Source organism: Streptococcus gingivalis (assembly GCF_035544715.1).
Classification (GTDB): Bacteria; Bacillota; Bacilli; order Lactobacillales; family Streptococcaceae; genus Streptococcus; species Streptococcus gingivalis.
In genome coordinates, this window is record NZ_JAYKTO010000001.1 from 1,204,708 (window position 1) to 1,223,962 (window position 19,255).

Consider the following 19,255-nt stretch of genomic DNA (forward strand, 5'->3'; position numbering starts at 1 on the left):
TTCTTCTATGCGAGTGTCAGGCGTTTTTCCAAGAGGTTGAATCCCCACTGAATCACCCCACAAATGACAATATAAAGAATAAAAATCACGAGATAGGATTCAAAATATTGATAACCATAAGAGGCTTCGACCTTGGCGATGGCGGTGATATCCTTGATCGTCATGACAAAGACAAGGGAAGTTCCTTTGACCAAGTTGATGACCAGGTTACACAAATTTGGAAGGGCTGAACGCAGGGCTTGTGGAAAAACAATGCGGATATAGGCTTGACGATTGGTCAAACCAATGGCTTGCGCTGCTTCTAGCTGGCCCTTATCTACCGTCAGGATGGCTGAGCGTAGAATTTCAGCCAGACTCCCTGTTGTCATCAAGCTAAAGATGATAAAGGCATAGTAAATGGGATTGATCTCAAAGACATTAAAGTGACTGCCAATACTCTTAAAAAAGCTATTTAAGAGACTGGGAAAGAGACTATAAAAGAAGAGAATTAAGAGAATCGGAGGAGTCGCGCGAATAAAGGCTAAGTAAACCACTGAGAAACTGCGAACCCCTTTGACCTTATAGATCTGACCGAGCGCCAAAAAGAGGGCTGGAAAAAAACTCAAGAGGATCGATACGACCATGATCAGAAGGGTCACTGGAACACCACCCAAGGTGGCTAGAAATGTTTTACTAATAAAATTGAAATCCATAAGCTACCTTTCTGTTACGCTGAGTCGTTTCTCAAGGAGTTGAGCTGAGAGGGAGATTACAAGGGCAATTCCCCAGTAAATCACTGCTACGGCTGTATAGGTCTCGAGGGAATAATTCCCAAGATTACGACTGATCAAGTTGTTTCCTGCTCCCATGATATCGATAAAGCCAATGGTATAAGCCAAAGCGGCGTCGCGCATGAGGTTCAAGATGGCCGTCGTCATATTTGGAAGAGCCACGCGAAAGGCTTGGGGAAGGACAATCCGCCAAATGGTTTGAGCTGGCGTCAAGCCAATACTCAAGCCTGCCTCCATCTGACCTTTGGGAATGGCCAAATAGGCTGCCTTAAAGACCTCAGAAATCATAGCCGCAAAGAGAAGAAACATGGCCACAAGAACAAAGACAAACTTGGACCAGTGATCAATGTCAATACCCAACCACCAGTTCAAAAATTGGGGGAGCCCATAAAAGACCAAGAAGAGCAAGACAATCGGAGGGGTACAACGCAAAGTAAAGACATAGCCTTTTGCCAGACCTGCTCCTACCTTCTCTTCTGATACTTGTGCCCAAGTCAAAACCAAGCCAAATGCAGAACCAAGAAGCGTCGTTAACACCATCAAAGCTAAGGTCGCTGGTAGAGCTTGGACCAAGGTTGGAAGAAATGACCAGACCTTGGAAATGTCGTATGAGACCATGTTTCTTTTCCTTTCTATATCCGGATAGAAATAAGGAAGCTGGGGCTATGCGCACCCAGTTCCATCTTATTTCTCTTTATCTACATAACTGAAGACATCTTCACCGAAATATTTTTTCGACAATTTCGCAAGCGTTCCATCTTTTTCCAATTCTTTGATGGCCTTGCTGTATTCTTCCGCAAATTTTTCGTTTTTCTTATCCTTATGGATCAATGGATAAGTTGGAATTCCTTTGTAGGCAAACCAGCTGAGTTTGTCTGCGTATTGGTGGTAAGAACCATCTTTATCTGTGACAGCTTTTTCAAAGGAAAGTTTGATGTCAAAGAAGGCATCGTAACGACCTTCAAGTACCCAAGCATAAGCATCTGCGACTTTGAACGATTCGGCAGCTGTTAATTCGATTTGTTGGTCCTTATGCTTTTCATTGTATTCTTTAATAACATTCCATTGCGCATTTTGTGGTGAAATTGGAACCAATTTCCCTTTTTCTTTCGCAAAGTCATCAATGTTCTTGTATTTATCCGCATCTTCTTTTCGTACGGTAAACCCGATGATACTTGCTCCGATTGGTTCTTTTGGAATGATAAATTTCTTGGCGCGTTCTTCTGTATACCAAGCTCCTTTAGTTCCGATATCATACTTACCAGATTCTAGACCGATCAAAAGGTCGTCATCACTTGTTCCAGTGTACTCAAACTTGTAGTCTGGTAATTTTTCGTCAATAGCTTTGAGAACGGCTACTTCATAACCATCTGATTCTCCTTTTTCATCGACGAAATCATAAGGCACGTAGTTTTGCGTGTGGGCTACTTTCAAGGTTGTTACTTTATTAGATCCTGTTGAGCCTTTGCTATCGTTTGCATGGTTCAAGCTCCGTCCAAGAATGGTTGCACCTGCAAGGGCAAGAACGGCCACCCCACCGATAATCCATGTTTTTTTACTCATACTCTGTTCTCCCTGATTCTATTTTTTCTTATTCTGCTGCAGCTTCACGAATCCATTCGATTCGCTCTTCATCAATGTCACTTGGAATCGTACAATCGGCACCGATGACCAAGCCTGTGGTTCCGGTTTCTGCGATGATGCGTTTGGTTTCTGCTTGAATCGCAGCCTTGTCTCCTGTATAGAGAAGACCATTTTTGCCATTTTCAAAGCCACCAAGAACCGTACGTCCACCGAAGATTTCGCGTCCTTCTGCTAGGCTGATTCCTTCTGGTCCAACTGCCCAGTTAATGACTTGAGCTGGGTAGTCTGTGAAGAGATGGATATCATTGCGAGCCCCTTCGTAGCCACAGATATGAAGGATATTTACCCCACCTGCTTCCTTAGCTGTCTCTAAGACATGGAGTTCACTCGGTGCAATACTATTTTTATAAACTTCTTGGCTCACGCGCGCATCTTGGATACTTTGAACACTGAGGTAGATCCCGTCTGCTCCTGCTTCTTTAATGATGCGTTGGCTCAAACTTGCAATATCTTGACCAATCGTATCCAATACTTTTTTAAGGGTTGCAGCATCTTGATCGATGAAGTTTGCGATCAAGTCATCTCCTCCTGAAACTTCTCCGACCAACCATTTAAAGTAAGTTACTGGAGCAAAGATATTGTAGATGGCTACAATGTCCTCTTCAAAACCGACACGGATTTTTTTCACAAGCTCTACCTGCTCTGTGATCCATGGATGATCGGCTCCGAGAGGTTCAATTCCTGCTAAGTCAGAGATGTTTTCAAGGCCTTTGTGAATGGCTGGATTTGGATAAGCAAAGTAGCCATCACTCATGAGTTTGACAAAGTCTGGTTGGACCTTGTGAAGGAAGTTTTGATGACCCTTCAGGTTTTTTTCAATAATTTCAGGATTTGAAAATCCTTTTAGCCACTCTTCTTCTGTCGTGAAATGGTGCCAAAATCCAACTGGCACACGATCAACTGCTTCTCCTTTAAAAGCTTTTAACACTAATTCTCTTTTTGCTGACATGTTCTTACCTCGTTCCATCTTTTCTTGTTTGTTATCTTATCACTTCAATTATGCTTTGACTAATATATATTTTTTATCAAGCTCTTCATCTTTTTTTATCACTGATCTTCAAGAAGTAAAATTCCCGCTATATCAGAGGGGCGAAGGAGAGAGAGACTATGGGCTGGAATTTTCTCCAATTTTTCGATGTCCGGATCTTTCCGTACAATCCCATGACTGCTTGCTAGAGCAACTTTACTAAGCCCGAGAAGCAAAAACAAAACGGTTACCAGGATACACCATACATTGATCTTTTTCATCTCCCTCTCCTTTCTTTTTACAATACGGCTGCTTGACGCACCCAATCTAAGCGTTCCAATTGGAAATCATCTGGCACGGTGCAGTCTGCTCCAAGAATCAAACCACGACTTCCGGCTTCAGCCACCAAGCGACGCGTTTCTTGCTCAATAGCTTCTCGTTCCCCTTGGTAGAGCAAACCTTTCTTGCCATTGACAAAGCCACCCAAGACGGCACGATCGCCGAAAAGTTTACGACCTGCGGCTAGGCTAAGGCCTTCATGATGGGTCGCCCAGTTAATGACTTGGGCTGGATAATCCTTGAAGAGCTCCACTTCATTGCTGGCCCCTTCAAAACCACAAATATGAAGGATATTGATGCCTCCAGCTTCATTGGCTGCTTCTAGGACAGCGATGCTGCTAGGCTCAATGAACTTGCGGTATTCTTCATCTGTCACACGCTCATCTTGGATCTGCTGGGTTGAAAAGTAAATACCTTCAATACCTGCTTCTTGGATCAAGCGACGACTTAAAGTAGCGATGTCTCCTGCAATCACGTCAAGGACATGAGCTAAAGTTTCTGGATCTTCCTTGATAAAGTCTGCAATCACTTGGTCTCCACGAGATTGATCCGTACGGAACCAGCGTTTCAAATAAGAAATGGGCGAGAAGATATTGTAGAAAGAAGCAATCTCTTCATGGAAATGAGAACAAATTTCCTTGACCACCTCGATTTGTTTTTCAATCCATGGATGATGCTCTCCAATCGGTTGAATATCCTTCAATTCTCGGATCGATCTGATCTCTCTCGAATAAAGAGCACTCGGATAGCGGAAGAAGCCATCACTCATGATCTTGACAAAATCAGGTGAAATTTCTTCTACATAGTGTTGGTGGCCCTTAATACTTTTTTCTACTACAGCCGGATTGTCTAGACCCAATTCTTTTTCTTCTTGGGTCACATAATGGAGCCAAAATCCTACAGGGATTCGCTCTACTGTTTCGCCTCGAATGGCACGAAGAACCAATTCTTTTTTACTCATACTGTACATCCTCCTCAATATTTCTCCAACAGAAAGACTGACTGCTTTCCTTCTGGAATTTGTAACCATGATATCACCTCAAAAAGTAGCTGACTAATATATTTTCCCTATCAAGGCCTTAAAATTTCTTTATTGAGAAAGGCATCAAAAAAACGCAAGTGCTTGAAAATAGGGACTTGCGAGTATCTTTCTTTATTGTTTCATTTTAGAAGAAAAGGGATGCTTTGATCTTTTCTTGATCCGGTTATAGCAGAAAACTATATCCCTTCTTTTAAAGGAAAAAATAGCATATGTTGAGGCGAAGAAACCTTTCATAGCAGCGTTTTTCCTTCTTTTTCTTTTCACCGATTCCTAGACACCTTCTTCTCTTTCTTGTCAGGCAAGATTGAAAGGAGTATAATTTTTATAGAATAATTTTAAGGAGTGTACGGTTTATGAAAACAACAAAAACCACCTTTACCATCGTTTCTGCTCTTGCTTCTGTCATTTTACTGACGAGTTGTGGAAGCAACACCAACAAAACGCAAGAGACAAAAGCAAGTAGCACTAAAAATCAGGTGACGATGACCTATGATCAGCAGCGCTCACAAGAAAATACCATGTCTGTTCTCTGGTACCAAAAGGCAGCAGAAACCAAGGCTTTGTATTTACAAGGCTACAATGTCGCTACTGACCGTTTGAAAGTGATCCTCCAAACTCCTTCTGATAAGCCTTATTCCATCGTCTTGGATTTGGACGAAACTGTTTTAGACAACAGCCCTTACCAAGTTCAAAACGTCAAAGATGGTACGGCCTTCAATCCTAAAGATTGGGATGTTTGGGTGAAAAAAGCAGCCGCAAAAGCGGTGCCAGGTGCCAAAGATTTCCTTCAATATGCGGATCAAAACGGGGTTCAAATCTACTACATTTCTGACCGTACAACCTCTCAAGTAGATGATACCATTAAGAACCTTGAAAAAGAAGGCATTCCTGTTCAAGGACGTGACCACCTCATGTTCTTAGAAGATGGCGTCAAATCAAAAGAAGGCCGTCGCCAAGCTGTACAAGAAAAGACCAATCTTGTCTTGCTTTTTGGGGACAACCTGGTTGACTTTGCAGACTTCTCTAAGACATCTGAAGCTGATCGCGACAAGAAATTGGACGAATTGCAAAAAGAATTTGGTGAAAAATTCATCATCTTCCCAAATCCAATGTATGGATCATGGGAATCTGCTGTCTACCAAGGTAAAAAACTAGATGCCAAGGGACAAACAGAAGAACGCCTCAAAGCCTTGCAAGGTTTTGAAAAATAAAGCAAACATCCTCGCTAGGAAAAACCTAACGAGGATGTTTTTTCTATATAGAACAGATAATTTTATTCAACTGTTACAGACTTAGCAAGGTTCCGTGGTTTATCAACATCGAGCCCACGATGAAGGGTTGCAAAGTAGGCAATCAATTGGGTTGGTACTACCATTGAGATTGGAGAGAGGTAAGGGTGAACCGCTGTCAAGACCAAATCATCTGTCTCTTTAGCAACATTTTCCTCTGCAATGGTTAAAACATGAGCCCCACGTGCTGCCACTTCTTGGATGTTTCCACGTGTGTGGCTGGCTAGGACTGGATCAGACAAGAGGGCGATAACCGGTGTACCCTCTTCGATCAGAGCGATGGTCCCGTGTTTCAACTCACCCGCAGCGAAGCCTTCACATTGGATGTAAGAAATTTCTTTTAATTTCAGACTGGCTTCCATGGCAACATAGTAATCTTGGCCACGTCCGATATAGAAAGCATTGCGGGTTGTTTCCAACAAGCCACGAACTTTTTCATCGATCACTTCTTTTTCTGAAAGGGTTGATTCGATCGATTGGGCAACGATAGACAATTCGTGCACCAAATCAAAGGCTTTGGCCTTCTCATTGCCATTAGCTTCCCCAACAGCTTTCGCCAGAAAGGCAAGGGCTGCGATTTGAGCCGTATAAGCCTTAGAAGAAGCTACCGCAATTTCAGGACCAGCATGGAGCAACATGGTCATGTCTGCTTCACGTGAAAGAGTTGAACCTGGAACATTGGTCACTGTCAAGCTTGGAATGCCCATTTCATTGGCTTTGACCAATACTTGGCGGCTATCGGCTGTTTCACCAGATTGGCTGATAAAGATGAAGAGTGGTTTCTTGCTGAGAAGTGGCATACCATACCCCCACTCAGATGAAATACCGAGTTCTACTGGGGTATCCGTCAACTCTTCCAACATTTTTTTAGACGCAAATCCAGCATGGTAAGAGGTACCAGCCGCAAGGATATAGATGCGGTCTGCTTCTTGAACAGCCTTGATAATAGCTGGGTCTACTACTACTTGACCAGATTCATCTGTATAGGCTTGGATCAACTTACGCATGACAGTTGGTTGCTCATCGATTTCCTTGAGCATGTAGTATGGGTAAGTCCCTTTTCCAATATCAGAAAGGTCAAGTTCAGCCGTGTAGCTAGCCCGTTCTTTGACGTTTCCATCATAGTCTTGCACTTCAACGCTATCAGCCTTGACAATGACCAACTCTTGGTCATGGATTTCCATGTATTGGTTGGTTTCACGAATCATGGCCATGGCATCAGAGCAGACCATATTGTAACCATCGCCAAGACCGATCAAGAGTGGTGATTTATTTTTTGCCACATAGATGGTGCTTGGATCTTCCGCATCCATCAAAGCAAAAGCATAGGCCCCACGGATGATGTGGAGGGCTTTTTTGAAGGCTTCGAGCGTAGACAAGCCATCTTCTTCAGCAAATTTTCCGATCAAGTGGGCGGCGATTTCTGTATCTGTTTGCCCCTTGAAATGGTGACCGGCTAGGTATTCTTCCTTGATTTCAAGGTAGTTTTCAATCACCCCATTGTGGACCAACACAAAGCGACCTGTTTCAGAGCGGTGTGGGTGAGCATTGTCCTCAGTTGGTTTTCCATGAGTGGCCCAACGGGTATGTCCAATCCCAGCTGTCCCTTCGACACCTTCCGCCTTAGTTGACAATTCTGCAATACGGCCAACTGCCTTTACCAATTGGCTCTTGCCTTCACTAGCCAGAAAAACACCCGCAGAGTCATAGCCTCGGTATTCGAGTTTTTCAAGTCCTTGAATCAAAATATCAGTAGCATTTGTATTTCCTACAACACCAACGATTCCGCACATAGTTTTTACGATATAGCCTTGCTATACTTTCCCCTTTACTTAGTCAAACGACCCATGGTCGATTTCTCAGTTACTTTAAAATTGGTCTAGTCTAATTTGACCAAAAAGCAACCAGCGGAGTCAGTATACAATGTTTCTTCCAGTTTGTCAACTAGGAAATTCAAGAAAATTGGTCTAGTTAAGGGAGGGTTAAGAAAAACCTATCAACATCTTGGTTGATAGGTTGCTTTTTCTACTCTTCAAATCCATTCCGCTGACTCAACTTACGGAACCAATGACCAGATTTTTTGAGGGTTCGTTTTTGACTTTCGAGCTCCAACTCAACTAAACCATAGCGGTTCTTGTAGCCATTGAGCCATGACCAGCAGTCAATAAAGGTCCAGATCAGATAGCCTTTACAGTTGGCACCATCTTGAATAGCCCGGTGGAGCTCGCGAAGATGGTCTTTGACAAAGTCAATCCGGTAATCGTCTTGGATCACTCCATCCTTGCGAAATTTTTCCTCTCCTTCAACTCCCATCCCGTTTTCGGTCAGGATCCACTCGATATTGCCATAGTTTTCCTTGATATTTTGGGCAATGTCATACAAGCCTTGCTCATAGATTTCCCAACCTCGGTGGGGATTGATCTTGCGACCTGGCATGACATAGGGTTCATAAAATTGTTCAAAGAGTAGGGGAGATGCTGGATTTGGAGCATAACGAGGAGCCGCCACACGGAGTGGTTGGTAATAGTTAACCCCTAGGTAATCCACCGTATTTTCCTCGATCAAGCGCAATTCAAAGGGATCATAATCCGGTAAGAGATCGCGCTCCCGTAGGATCTCCACTAATTCTTCAGGATAATGACCAAGAACAGATGGATCTAAAAAAGATTTGGCTTGAAAGAGCTCGGCAATACGCGCAGCTTTCACATCTTCTGGATGCTGGCTCCGAGGATAGGCTGGTGTCAAATTGAGCACAATCCCGATACGGTAATTAGGATCCACCTCATGACAGGCCTTAACTGCTAGAGAGCTTGCTAGCTGGGTGTGGTAGGCTACTTTAACAGCTGCTGCTGCGTCTACCTTATGAGGAAAATGGGCATCATAAAAATAACCAAATTCTACAGGGACAATAGGTTCATTAAAGGTGATCCACTGATCGACCAGATCTCCATAGGTCTTGAAACAAAAACGCGCATATTCCTGGTAAGCATAGGCGGTTTCTTTATTTTCCCAACCATCCCCTTGCTCTTGAAGAGCCATCGGTAAATCAAAATGATAGAGGTTGACCAAGAGGTGAATCCCTTTTTCTTTAATCTTTTCAAAGACACGGCGGTAGAAATCAACACCTGCTTGATTGATCTCCCCTCGTCCTTCTGGGAAAATACGTGACCACTGGATAGAGGTTCGAAAGGCCGTGTGGCCGGTTTCTAACAAGAGGTCCAGATCTTCTTCCCAGTGTTCATAAAAAGTCGATGTTTTCTCTGGTCCTTGCCCTTGATAAAAGCGGTTGGGCTCGACCCTATACCAGTAATCCCAGAGATTGTCTCCCTTTCCATCCTGGGCTAGACGTCCTTCTGTTTGAGGCCCCGAGGTCGAACTCCCCCATAAAAAATCCTTTGGAAATTGATACATGTCCTAATCCTCCTCATTCTACTAGCTCTATTGTAGCGCATCCTCCTCCAAAACCTAGGCACAATTTACAGTCTTTCTTACGCAGATTAAAGAAAAAGCCCCTTAGGAAAAATTCCTAAGGGAGCTGGTCCTCTTTATAATTGAGTCACGACATATTCAAAGAGCTTGCGATCTGCTGGGCTCTTGTCAAAACGTAGTTCTGGATGCCACTGAACTCCGAGGAAACGGCTCTCATCTGTGGATTGAACGGCTTCTATGATGTCATCTTTAGGATCCCGCGCGATTACTTCTAAGCCATCTGCCAAGTCTTTAATACTTTGATGATGGAAAGAATTGATGCGACTGGTCTTACCATAGATCTCTTGCAGGACCGTCTGATCCTTGGTCACCAACTCTTGACTGGTGTACTGACCTGGATTGTCCTGCCAGTGGTGTTCAATATCTTGATACAGAGTTCCCCCTAGAGCGACATTATAGAGCTGGGTCCCACGGCAAACGGTAAAGATAGCTTTTTTAGCCGCACGCGCTTCTTCAATCAAGGCCAACTCAAAGAGATCGCGTTTCAAGAGGTAGTCATCACTGTCGATGGTGATTTCTTCTCCGTAAAACTTGGGCAAGACATTTTGTCCACCGGTGATGATGAGCTTATCAATCATCGATATGTAGTCTTTGGCCAAGGCCGCATCTCCAATCGGCAAGATCAAGGGAATCCCTCCTGCCTCTTTGACCGCTTCGACAAAACCAGTCGCCGCATAGCTCATGTTCGCGTCTGGATCATCTGGGAAGGGTCTTTCATTTCCTGTAATTCCAATCACTGGTCTTATTTTCATGCTTATTTCCATATTCTTTCATTCATCTTCAAGGCTTATTGTAACACAATTTTAAGCCAGACTCAATGGAGTTTTTTTGAAGAGAAGGTCTCTCCCTCTATAACAAAAGCTTGCTGAAAGGGGTTAAAATTGCTTTCTATCAAAAAATCCTCAAGTGCGAAGACTTGAGAATTGTTTGTTAATTTTTAATAAACCCTTCTTTTACCAAAAAGTCACGCGCCACTTGAGCAGCAGACTTGCCTTCTACTCCGACTTGGTAGTTCATCTGGCTCATTTGCTCTGCTGTGATTTTACCAGCTAACTGATTGAGAACAGCTTCCAATTCAGGGTGTTTCTTAAGAAGAGCTTCTTTCATGAGGGGAGCCCCTTGATAAGGTGGGAAGAGTTGCTTGTCATCTTCAAGGACCACCAGGTCATAACGAGCCAGCTCGGCATCTGTTGAGTAGGCATCCGTTATTTGAATATCCCCAGACTGGATCGCCTGGTAGCGAAGGGCTGGCTCCATGGTGGAGACTTGTAAGTTGAGACCATAGATCTTCTGCAAGCCTTTGTTTCCGTCCTCTCGGTCGTTAAACTCAAGCGTAAAGCCTGCCCTGAGTTGTCCTTCCACCTTTTTCAAATCTGAAATAGTCTTGAGTCCATACTCTTGGGCAATCTTTTTAGGGACTGCAACAGCATAGGTATTTTGATAAGCCATAGGTTTGAGCAAGGCCAGGTCGTCTTGTCGTTTGATCCCATCTCGGGCAGCTTTGTAGACTGTTTCTGGATCATGACTGACTTGTGGTGCTGGCTTGAGGAGACTTTCGGTCACCGTACCTGTAAACTCTGGATAGATAGCGATATCCCCTTTTTTCAGGGCTTCATAGAGGAAGGTGGTCTTGCCAAAATTCGGTTTGACAGTCACTGTCATGTCCGTATTTTCCTCGATCAAGATCTTATACATATTGGCGAGAATTTCAGGTTCAGGACCCAACTTCCCAGCAATGACCAGATTTTCTTTTTTCGGTTTGGGAAGTAGACTTGGCGTATAAGAAGCTCCTAATCCAATAACCATCACAGCAAAGGCTGCAAAGATGGTCCGCAATTTGGCCTTTTCCATCCATTTGAGAAGAAGGTTAAATGCGATGGCTAAGAAGGCAGAAGATAGGGCACCGATCAAAATCAGACTGGCATTATTGCGGTCAATCCCTAGGAGGATAAAGGAACCGAGTCCCCCAGCTCCAATCAAGGCAGCTAGGGTAGCTGTCCCAATAATCATCACGGCTGCCGTGCGAATCCCAGACATAATGACGGGCATGGCCAAGGGAATCTCGAACTTCTTGAGTCGCTCCCACTTGGTCATCCCAAAGGCGATTCCTGCTTCTTCAAGGCTTGGATCAATCCCCTGTAAACCGGTGATGGTATTTTGAAGGATGGGGAAAATGGCATAGATGACAAGAGCTGTTAAGGCCGGAAGCGTTCCGATTCCCATGATGGGTATGAAGAGGCCGAGAAGGGCCATGGAAGGAATGGTCTGGAAGATCCCAGCTAGCTGTAAAACCCAGTTGCTTGTTCTTTTGTGGATACTCAAATAAATAGCTAGAGGAACAGCCAGAAAAATCGCAAGGAGCAAGGTCAGTAATGACAGTTGCAAATGTTGCCCCAGTGCAGCGAGCCAGTCCCCAAAGCGTTCTTGAAAGGTTGCAAGTAGTTTAGACATGGTGAGCACCTCCAAATAGATCTGCAACAAAGTCGTTGGCTGGCTGGTCTAAAATGGACTCAGAATCCGCCACTTGTACAATCTCTCCTTCTTGCAGTACTGCAATCCGGTCGCCTAATTTCAAAGCCTCGTCTGTGTCATGGGTCACAAAAATAGTGATCATGCCGAATTCTTTATGCAATTCTTTTGTAAGAGCCTGCAACTGCTTGCGAGAGATGGCATCCAAGGCTGAAAAAGGTTCGTCCATCAATAGAATCTTTGGTTCCCCAATGATAGCCCGCACAATACCAATCCGCTGTTGCTCACCACCAGATAACTCGCTTGGTAAACGATGAGCATAATCTGCAGCAGGTAGCCCCACCTTGGCCAAGAGTTCTTCTGTTTTAGAAGCAATTTGTTCTTTAGTCCAGCCCTTCATCTCAGGAATGAGAGCAATATTTTCCGCAACGGTCAAGTTTGGAAATAGGGCAATGGCTTGAAGGACATAGCCGGTACTGAGACGTAACTCCCGTTCATCATAGTCCTTGATACGTTTCCCATCCATATAGATATTGCCATCTGTCGGCTCCAAGAGACGGTTCACCATCTTGATCATGGTGGTCTTTCCAGATCCTGAAGGTCCCACAAGAACCATAAATTCTCCATTTTCAATGCGGAGATTGACATCTTTCAAAATGTCCTTTTCCGTGTAGCGCAAGGCTACATGTTTGTATTCAATCATATTTTTCCTCAATAAGTTTTCTGTCTCTAAGAATATCCAATAGACTACTTGCTGGATGCCCTAGGACTTTTTCGACATCTGTTGAAACCCCAGCTTGTTCACCAGCTTTAATCGCTGTATAGGTACTGACCCAGGCATCATACTCCCAAGTTTGTGCTGGCCATTTTTTCCGTGACTCATAGGCTTCTTCTACTGATTCATCCACATACGCGATGGTCTTACCGGTCTCTTTTGAGAGAAGCGCTACGATTTCTTCCATGGAAAGATCCTCTGGCCCTGTCAGATTCAAGGTTTGATTTTCCCACTCCTTAGGATTTAAAAGAATTTCTGCTGCAACCCTAGATGTGTCCTTACGGGCAACAGCTGACACCTGCCCACTGCCAGCCGGACCACGAATCTCTCCATTTTCAAGCGCCATATCAATCAAGAAGTCCAAGTAAAAATTATCTCTCAAAAAAGTGTAGGTGAATCCTAACTCCTTGATATAGGCTTCCGTCTGGGCATGATCTCGAGACAAGGTAAAAGTTGCCTTCTCATCTGCCCCATAAAAGGAGGTATAAACAATATGCTGCACCCCCGCCAGCTTTGCAGCATCTAAAAACTCCTTGTGCTCCTTGACACGCTCTGGATTTTCCCGAGCAGAGACCATCAATAAGACATCGATACCCTTTAAGGCCTCAACCACCTCTGGAGTATTGGCATACACCATCTTACGAAGTTCCGCTGACGCATAAACTTTTGCACGCTCTGGGCTTCTTGCCAGATGGACGGAAGCGATTCCTTTTTTATCGACAAGATCCGCCACATAGGAACCTAATTTCCCTGTTACACCTGTAATTCCAATCATAACTGTTGCCTCCTTTCCCTAGATGTCATTCTCTTTAGCTTTTAGATTTGAGATTATCCGCTCTTGATAGGCTTCAAATTCTCGAATTTCTTGATCCGAAAATCCTTGATAGAAAATCTCACCCAGTTCCTTACTAACACGATCCCCAATTTCCTTTTGTGCCCAACCGAGGTCTGTCAAAGAAATATATTTTTTCCTTTTATCCTGCGTACAAGGTTGAATCGTAACCAAGCCTTGTTCTTCCAATTTCTTAACCATGCTGGTCAATGTATTGTTGGCTAGACCCGTCGCAAGAGCGATATCGGTCGCAGTAGCGCACTCCAACTCTTGCTTCCACAAAATCGTTAAAATTTTCCCTTGTTCACTTCGGTATAGGGCATCTGGTTCCTTACTCAGCAGTTTTTGAAAGATACGCCCATTTAACAAGCGTATCTGTAAAGCTTGGTAGCCCCCTTGCATCTTGTCCATTTTGTCTCCTTTTTATTTCTATACCGAAATATCACAGTCATTGTATCACCGTTCGTTACATCTGTCAACTATTTCGATATCGAAATAAAAAATCTAAGAATATGTCCACAGAATCCTTGAGGAACTTCAAAATACCAGATTTTTTAATCCTTTTACACCATCTTCCTTGGAAGAAAAGCAACATTTATACTCCTTTTTGAACGACACTGAGTTTTACATCTCTTCACTATCATGCAGAATGAAATTTGTTAAAAAGCCTCGGTAGGGTTCTTCCTACCGAAGCTTTTTTGATGAAAGAGATAAGGGTTAATGTCCTTTATGCTTGTCTCTTCGTTTTTGCTGTTTGCGTTCAAATTTCTCTTGTTTGAGCAATTGCTTTTGGACACTAGATTGATGTTTTGAAATCTTTTTCCTTTCCTCATACTGCAACTGCAATAGTTCTTTCGACTTGGAAGAAACTTTTTGTTTTACTTGTTTCCTCACCATTCGCTGTAATCGTTTAGGATTCTTGATTTTTACATGTTGCTTAACTGTAGTTTCTGGACTAAAAGATAATTGAGTAAACTGAGTCTGTAAAATCTCTAGAATTTCATCATCTTTTGGCTCCTTACCAAATGTCACACGACAAACTTGATAAGTTTCTCGATACACTTGTTCGAACAAACCATGCCAAAATCCATCTTCAAAATAAACTGTCAATCCAATTGAAATTGTTTCCACGACAGCACCTCCTTAAATCTATCCCTAAGAATGGACAACCAAGGAGGAAGGTTACTGATAGGCTTGCCTACGTCTGGACTACCAACCAGAACTGTGTTTTTATCTTAGTTGGAACTATTATAGCATATTTATAATCTATTTTTATTTCTTCTTCAAATGCCTATCAAAAAAATGAATCGTAGCTAGCCAAGAATCCTTACTCTCTCTCATCAATAAACGCCAATCTTTTCGATAACGGTGATTTGGTTGATAAGCCACTGTCAACATGTGACCTGTTTCATGATATTTTTTAAATGTAATGTGGCGTCCTTTATAATCTGAGACAATATCATCAATTGCTGACGAGGCATCCCATATTTCATCAACAGTACTTCCGAGCAATAAGATTGGTGAATGCATTTGACCGATATCTATCTTAGCAGAACGATCTTTAGGGAAGCTTTTTCTAAAAAGTTTGCTGAACAGATAATCTCCAAGTCGAAACTTTTGATAGGGAAGTTCTTTTTTCAAATTTGTCCAAGAAGAAGTGTGAGAGTTCCATTTCCCTTTTATCCCTTCATATACCACATCAGAGGGTGAATTTAGTACCAAACATTGAACGTCATTAAAAAGGCTCTCCTCAGCTAAAACTAATTCTGCTCCCTTAGACCGTCCATAGATTCCAATTCTTTCACTATCTACTTGAGGATGCTGACGTAGATAATCCTTTGCTTCCACAAGGCACTCTAAAGGAATACGTTCCAAATATTTTGGCAACCCCTCTAAACCAAAGTAGGCAACTGCTAGGCAAATATAACCTCTAGAAGATAGAAGCTGAGCTATATTCTGTGCCTTTTCAATCCTTCCTTCACTGCCGCTCACAATAATCAATGCTGGTGTTTTTATTGCCTTTTGATCATAAAAAAGTCTCCCTTGAAAATGTTCCCCGTAAATATCTTGATGACTAATTTGCGAACTCATGTAATGTCTTGTGAAAGTTCTCTCTGCAATGACAGTATTTCCTTGCATAATTTTGATATCCACAAAAAAATGATCTAATATGGGAATTTCAGAAAGAGAGTTTGGAAGTTTCTTTCTCTGATTGGTCAAGGGCTTGGCATTAAAAAATAGTCCCATTGTTGAAATGCCTTCATAAGAGCCAGAACAAGATGGAGTTTGTGAAATATCAATAATACCATTCTTATCTGATACAAAAGTCCCTGTTGATCTCCATAAAACATCATGAGTTAAAAGCATGGGAGCATTGATACAATAATAATCAGATAGAAACATTTCGACTCGATATGTTTCTCTTGGTTTTAAGCCATCGATGACAATATTAAAAGATGCGTCTGCTAAATCATACTCTGAGATCAGTTCAATTTGTATATTCATATCTTCCTCTTTTTGTTAATACAATTAACAATATAGTCATAAAATTACCGTGATTTTTACCACGGTAATTCTTGCCAAACCTGTTCAACATCATCCATCAATTTCATAATCATTTGAAGATCCTCCTCATTATAGTTTTTTAAAACTGAAAAAATGGCTGTCTCAATATGTTCTTGCTGCTCTTTATGAATGTTAAAAACTTCAACCCCTTTTTTGGATAATATCAGATATTTATTTTTTTCATTATCCGGTGCAAATTCAAAAGCAACGAGGTCTTTCTTGGTTAAACGTCTAACACTCTGAGTAATGGCACTCCTAGACACTTCAAGTAACTCAGATAATTTCACTAGATTCACAGGCTGATTGCGGCCTATCAGGTCGATCAAATGGACTTCATTAATAGTGATTGATTTATCAATACTGTTCCTATGCTGAGCTTTTTTCAACTGTTCAAAAGCTAAAGCAAAGCTGTTAAAACGATTATTAAACTTATGCAGTTCTTTCTTATTCATGGTTTCCTTCTTTTTGTTAACCATATTAACAAAATACCAATTTCTTGTCAAGAAGAGTCAAAAATCCTCCAGAGCTGAACTCTGAAGGATTCATTTTTATTTCACAACAATATTTACAAGCTTGTTCGGTACCGCAATTACTTTCACGATTTCTTTGCCATCAATCTCTGCCTTGACTTTGTCGTCAGCTAGAGCGACTTCTTGCAATTCTTCACGAGAAAGGTCTTTTGCGACCATGAGTTTAGCACGGACTTTTCCTTTGATTTGGACAACGATCTCGATTTCGTCTTCAACCAATTTGCTTTCGTCCCATGTTGGCCAAGCTACATAAGAGATAGACTCACCTGTTGCTGCAACTGTTTGCCAGAGTTCTTCTGCCAAGTGAGGGGCAAATGGGGCAATCAATTGGATAAAGCCTTTGGCGTAATCCACATAGAGTTTGTTTTCCTTGTTCGCCGCGTTGACAAAGACCATGAGCTGGGCAATGGCTGTGTTGAATTTCATGGACTCGATTTGCTCTGTGACAGCTTTAACGGTTTCGTTATAAACCTTGTCAAGAGCACCATTGTTTTCCGCAACGATTTCTTTACTTGTAATCAAACGGTACACACGGTCGAGGAATTTACGGCTTCCTTCCAGACCTTCTTCAGACCAAGCGATGGAGGCATCGAGTGGTCCCATGAACATTTCATAGACACGAAGGGTATCGGCACCGTATTGTTCCACCACATCGTCTGGGTTCACCACGTTCTTGAGGGATTTAGACATCTTAGCTGGTGCTTGTTCCAATTCTTCCCCTGTTTCCACATGGAAGAAGGAACCGTCACGTTTTTCAACCTTGTCAGTCGCTACAAGAGCACCACGGTGGTCACGGTAGCTGGTTCCCAAGATCATTCCTTGGTTAAAGAGTTTTTGGAATGGCTCTTTAGTCGGTACAACACCAAGGTCATAGAGGAATTTATGCCAGAAACGAGCGTAAAGCAAGTGAAGTACGGCATGTTCTGCACCACCCACATAGATATCGACTGGCAACCATTGTTTGAGGAGGTCCTCATCAGCTAATTTCTCTGTGTTATGTGGGTCGATATAGCGGAGGTAGTACCAGCTTGAACCGGCCCATTGTGGCATCGTATTGGTTTCACGACGACCTTTGACCCCATCTTCACGAGTCACTTCCAGCCAGTCTGTCAAGTTAGCTAGTGGGCTTTCACCAGTACCTGAAGGGCGGATGTCCTTGGTGACTGGCAGTACAAGTGGCAATTCACTTTCTGGAACAGCTGTTGAAGTTCCATCTTCCCAATGAATGATTGGAATTGGTTCACCCCAGTAACGTTGACGGCTAAAGAGCCAGTCACGGAGACGGTAGGTAACCTTTTCTTGACCACAGCCTTTTTCTTCCAACCAAGCCACAATTTTAGTAATCGCGTCTTCTTTGTTGAGACCGTCCAAGAAGTCAGAATTGACGTGAAGGCCATCTTCTGTGTAGGCAGCTTCTGCTACGTTTCCACCTTCCAAGACTTCTACGATTGGAAGGTCAAATTGTTTAGCAAATTCCCAGTCACGCTCATCATGGGCAGGTACGGCCATAACGGCACCTGTTCCGTAGCTAGCAAGAACATAGTCCGCAATCCAGATTGGAATTTCTTTGCCGTTTACAGGGTTGATAGCATAAGCTCCAGTCCAAACACCTGTTTTTTCCTTGGCAAGGTCGGTACGAGCCAAGTCTGATTTAAGGCTAGCTTGGTGTTTGTAGTTAGCTACAGCCTCAGCTTGTTCAGGACTTGTGATAGCATCTACCAGTTCATGCTCAGGCGCCAAAACAGTGAAGGTCGCACCGAAAAGGGTATCTGGACGTGTCGTAAAGACGGTGAATTCCTTGTCAGTACCTTTCACTTTGAAGGTGACATTGGCACCAGTTGATTTCCCAATCCAGTTGCGTTGCATGTCCTTGATAGACTCTGGCCAGTCAAGGTCATCCAAGTCAGTCAGCAAACGTTCCGCATAGGCAGTAATTTTAAGCATCCATTGGCGCATTGGTTTGCGGACAACTGGATAGCCACCACGCTCAGAAGTTCCATCTGGAAGAACTTCTTCGTTGGCGATAGCTGTACCCAATTCTTCCACCCAGTTTACTGGTACTTCCGCTTCATAAGCTAAGCCTTTTTCGTAAAGCTTGGTGAAAATCCATTGCGTCCACTTGTAGTAGTTCGGATCTGTCGTATTGACTTCACGATCCCAGTCGTAAGAGAAGCCAAGCGCATTGATTTGGCGTTTGAAGTTAGCAATGTTTTCTGCTGTGAATTCCGCTGGGTCATTCCCTGTATCCATAGCATATTGCTCTGCAGGCAAACCAAAGGCATCCCATCCCATTGGGTGAAGAACGTTGTAGCCTTGGGCGCGTTTGAAACGGCTAAGGATATCTGTTGCTGTGTAGCCTTCTGGGTGTCCTACGTGAAGACCCGCTCCAGATGGATAAGGGAACATGTCCAATGCATAAAACTTAGGTTTTGAAGCATCTGTTCCTGTCTTAAAGGTGTGATGGTCAGCCCAGTATTTTTGCCACTTAGGCTCGATTTCTTTATGATTGTAAAAACTCATAGCGTCTCTCCAATTTTCGTGATG

18 protein-coding genes are annotated in these 19,255 nt (G+C 43.0%); 1 reads left to right on the forward strand and 17 read right to left on the reverse strand.

Annotated features, from left to right (window positions below; all coding sequences use genetic code 11):
* Nucleotides 1-5 precede the first annotated feature (5 nt).
* The 6 genes from SM122_RS05920 to SM122_RS05945 form a co-directional block, all read right to left on the reverse strand.
* A complete protein-coding gene (locus SM122_RS05920; protein WP_003004305.1) occupies nt 6-692 on the reverse strand; it encodes an amino acid ABC transporter permease in 687 nt (228 codons plus the stop codon).
* A 3-nt stretch (nt 693-695) separates the two neighbouring features.
* Nucleotides 696-1,388 (reverse strand): amino acid ABC transporter permease, encoded by a 693-nt coding sequence (locus SM122_RS05925; protein WP_049514943.1) that lies wholly within the window; start codon nt 1,386-1,388, stop codon nt 696-698.
* Nucleotides 1,389-1,454: 66 nt separating this feature from the next.
* Nucleotides 1,455-2,333, reverse strand: coding sequence for a transporter substrate-binding domain-containing protein (locus SM122_RS05930; protein ID WP_049514944.1), 879 nt, complete (start codon nt 2,331-2,333; stop codon nt 1,455-1,457).
* Between the two features lie 28 nt (nt 2,334-2,361).
* Nucleotides 2,362-3,363: a uroporphyrinogen decarboxylase family protein gene (locus SM122_RS05935; RefSeq protein ID WP_272107055.1), complete on the reverse strand. Its 1,002-nt coding sequence runs from the start codon at nt 3,361-3,363 to the stop codon at nt 2,362-2,364.
* Between the two features lie 98 nt (nt 3,364-3,461).
* Entirely contained in the window at nt 3,462-3,662 is a 201-nt protein-coding gene (locus tag SM122_RS05940; RefSeq protein ID WP_049482364.1) for a hypothetical protein, read from the reverse strand.
* Nucleotides 3,663-3,679: 17 nt separating this feature from the next.
* Nucleotides 3,680-4,681: a uroporphyrinogen decarboxylase family protein gene (locus SM122_RS05945; RefSeq protein WP_045759043.1), complete on the reverse strand. Its 1,002-nt coding sequence runs from the start codon at nt 4,679-4,681 to the stop codon at nt 3,680-3,682.
* Nucleotides 4,682-5,115: 434 nt separating this feature from the next.
* Between SM122_RS05945 and SM122_RS05950 the strand changes: the two genes are divergently transcribed.
* Nucleotides 5,116-5,973, forward strand: coding sequence for a 5'-nucleotidase, lipoprotein e(P4) family (locus SM122_RS05950; protein ID WP_324737874.1), 858 nt, complete (start codon nt 5,116-5,118; stop codon nt 5,971-5,973).
* Nucleotides 5,974-6,035: 62 nt separating this feature from the next.
* On the opposite strand, the gene glmS is transcribed toward SM122_RS05950, so the two are convergent.
* The 11 genes from glmS to leuS all read right to left on the reverse strand — a co-directional run bounded on the left by glmS (nt 6,036) and on the right by leuS (nt 19,231).
* Nucleotides 6,036-7,844 (reverse strand): glutamine--fructose-6-phosphate transaminase (isomerizing), encoded by a 1,809-nt coding sequence (gene glmS / locus SM122_RS05955; RefSeq protein ID WP_155169344.1) that lies wholly within the window; start codon nt 7,842-7,844, stop codon nt 6,036-6,038.
* A gap of 232 nt (nt 7,845-8,076) precedes the next feature.
* Nucleotides 8,077-9,462, reverse strand: a complete 1,386-nt coding sequence (locus SM122_RS05960) for a glycoside hydrolase family 1 protein (RefSeq protein ID WP_003009948.1) — start codon at nt 9,460-9,462, stop codon at nt 8,077-8,079.
* A 134-nt stretch (nt 9,463-9,596) separates the two neighbouring features.
* On the reverse strand, nt 9,597-10,292 hold the full coding sequence (locus tag SM122_RS05965) for a gamma-glutamyl-gamma-aminobutyrate hydrolase family protein (protein WP_021154354.1): 696 nt from the start codon (nt 10,290-10,292) through the stop codon (nt 9,597-9,599).
* 178 nt (nt 10,293-10,470) lie between these two features.
* Nucleotides 10,471-11,991 (reverse strand): ABC transporter permease/substrate-binding protein, encoded by a 1,521-nt coding sequence (locus SM122_RS05970; RefSeq protein WP_195487396.1) that lies wholly within the window; start codon nt 11,989-11,991, stop codon nt 10,471-10,473.
* Complete coding sequence (locus SM122_RS05975; protein WP_195487395.1) at nt 11,984-12,712, reverse strand: ATP-binding cassette domain-containing protein; 729 nt, start codon at nt 12,710-12,712, stop codon at nt 11,984-11,986. Before SM122_RS05975 ends, SM122_RS05970 begins: the two co-directional genes overlap by 8 nt.
* Nucleotides 12,705-13,559 carry an SDR family oxidoreductase gene (locus tag SM122_RS05980; protein WP_324737875.1) on the reverse strand — a complete coding sequence of 285 codons (855 nt, stop codon included), beginning with the start codon at nt 13,557-13,559 and terminating at the stop codon, nt 12,705-12,707. Before SM122_RS05980 ends, SM122_RS05975 begins: the two co-directional genes overlap by 8 nt.
* An 18-nt stretch (nt 13,560-13,577) precedes the next feature.
* Nucleotides 13,578-14,027, reverse strand: a complete 450-nt coding sequence (locus tag SM122_RS05985) for a MarR family winged helix-turn-helix transcriptional regulator (protein ID WP_155169350.1) — start codon at nt 14,025-14,027, stop codon at nt 13,578-13,580.
* Nucleotides 14,028-14,333: 306 nt separating this feature from the next.
* Nucleotides 14,334-14,747: a YjdF family protein gene (locus SM122_RS05990; RefSeq protein WP_070674722.1), complete on the reverse strand. Its 414-nt coding sequence runs from the start codon at nt 14,745-14,747 to the stop codon at nt 14,334-14,336.
* Nucleotides 14,748-14,888: 141 nt separating this feature from the next.
* Nucleotides 14,889-16,121, reverse strand: coding sequence for an acyl-CoA thioesterase/bile acid-CoA:amino acid N-acyltransferase family protein (locus tag SM122_RS05995; protein WP_173018886.1), 1,233 nt, complete (start codon nt 16,119-16,121; stop codon nt 14,889-14,891).
* A 56-nt stretch (nt 16,122-16,177) separates the two neighbouring features.
* Nucleotides 16,178-16,633 carry a MarR family winged helix-turn-helix transcriptional regulator gene (locus SM122_RS06000; protein ID WP_070674717.1) on the reverse strand — a complete coding sequence of 152 codons (456 nt, stop codon included), beginning with the start codon at nt 16,631-16,633 and terminating at the stop codon, nt 16,178-16,180.
* Nucleotides 16,634-16,729: 96 nt separating this feature from the next.
* Nucleotides 16,730-19,231: a leucine--tRNA ligase gene (gene leuS / locus SM122_RS06005; RefSeq protein ID WP_155169352.1), complete on the reverse strand. Its 2,502-nt coding sequence runs from the start codon at nt 19,229-19,231 to the stop codon at nt 16,730-16,732.
* Nucleotides 19,232-19,255 lie beyond the last annotated feature (24 nt).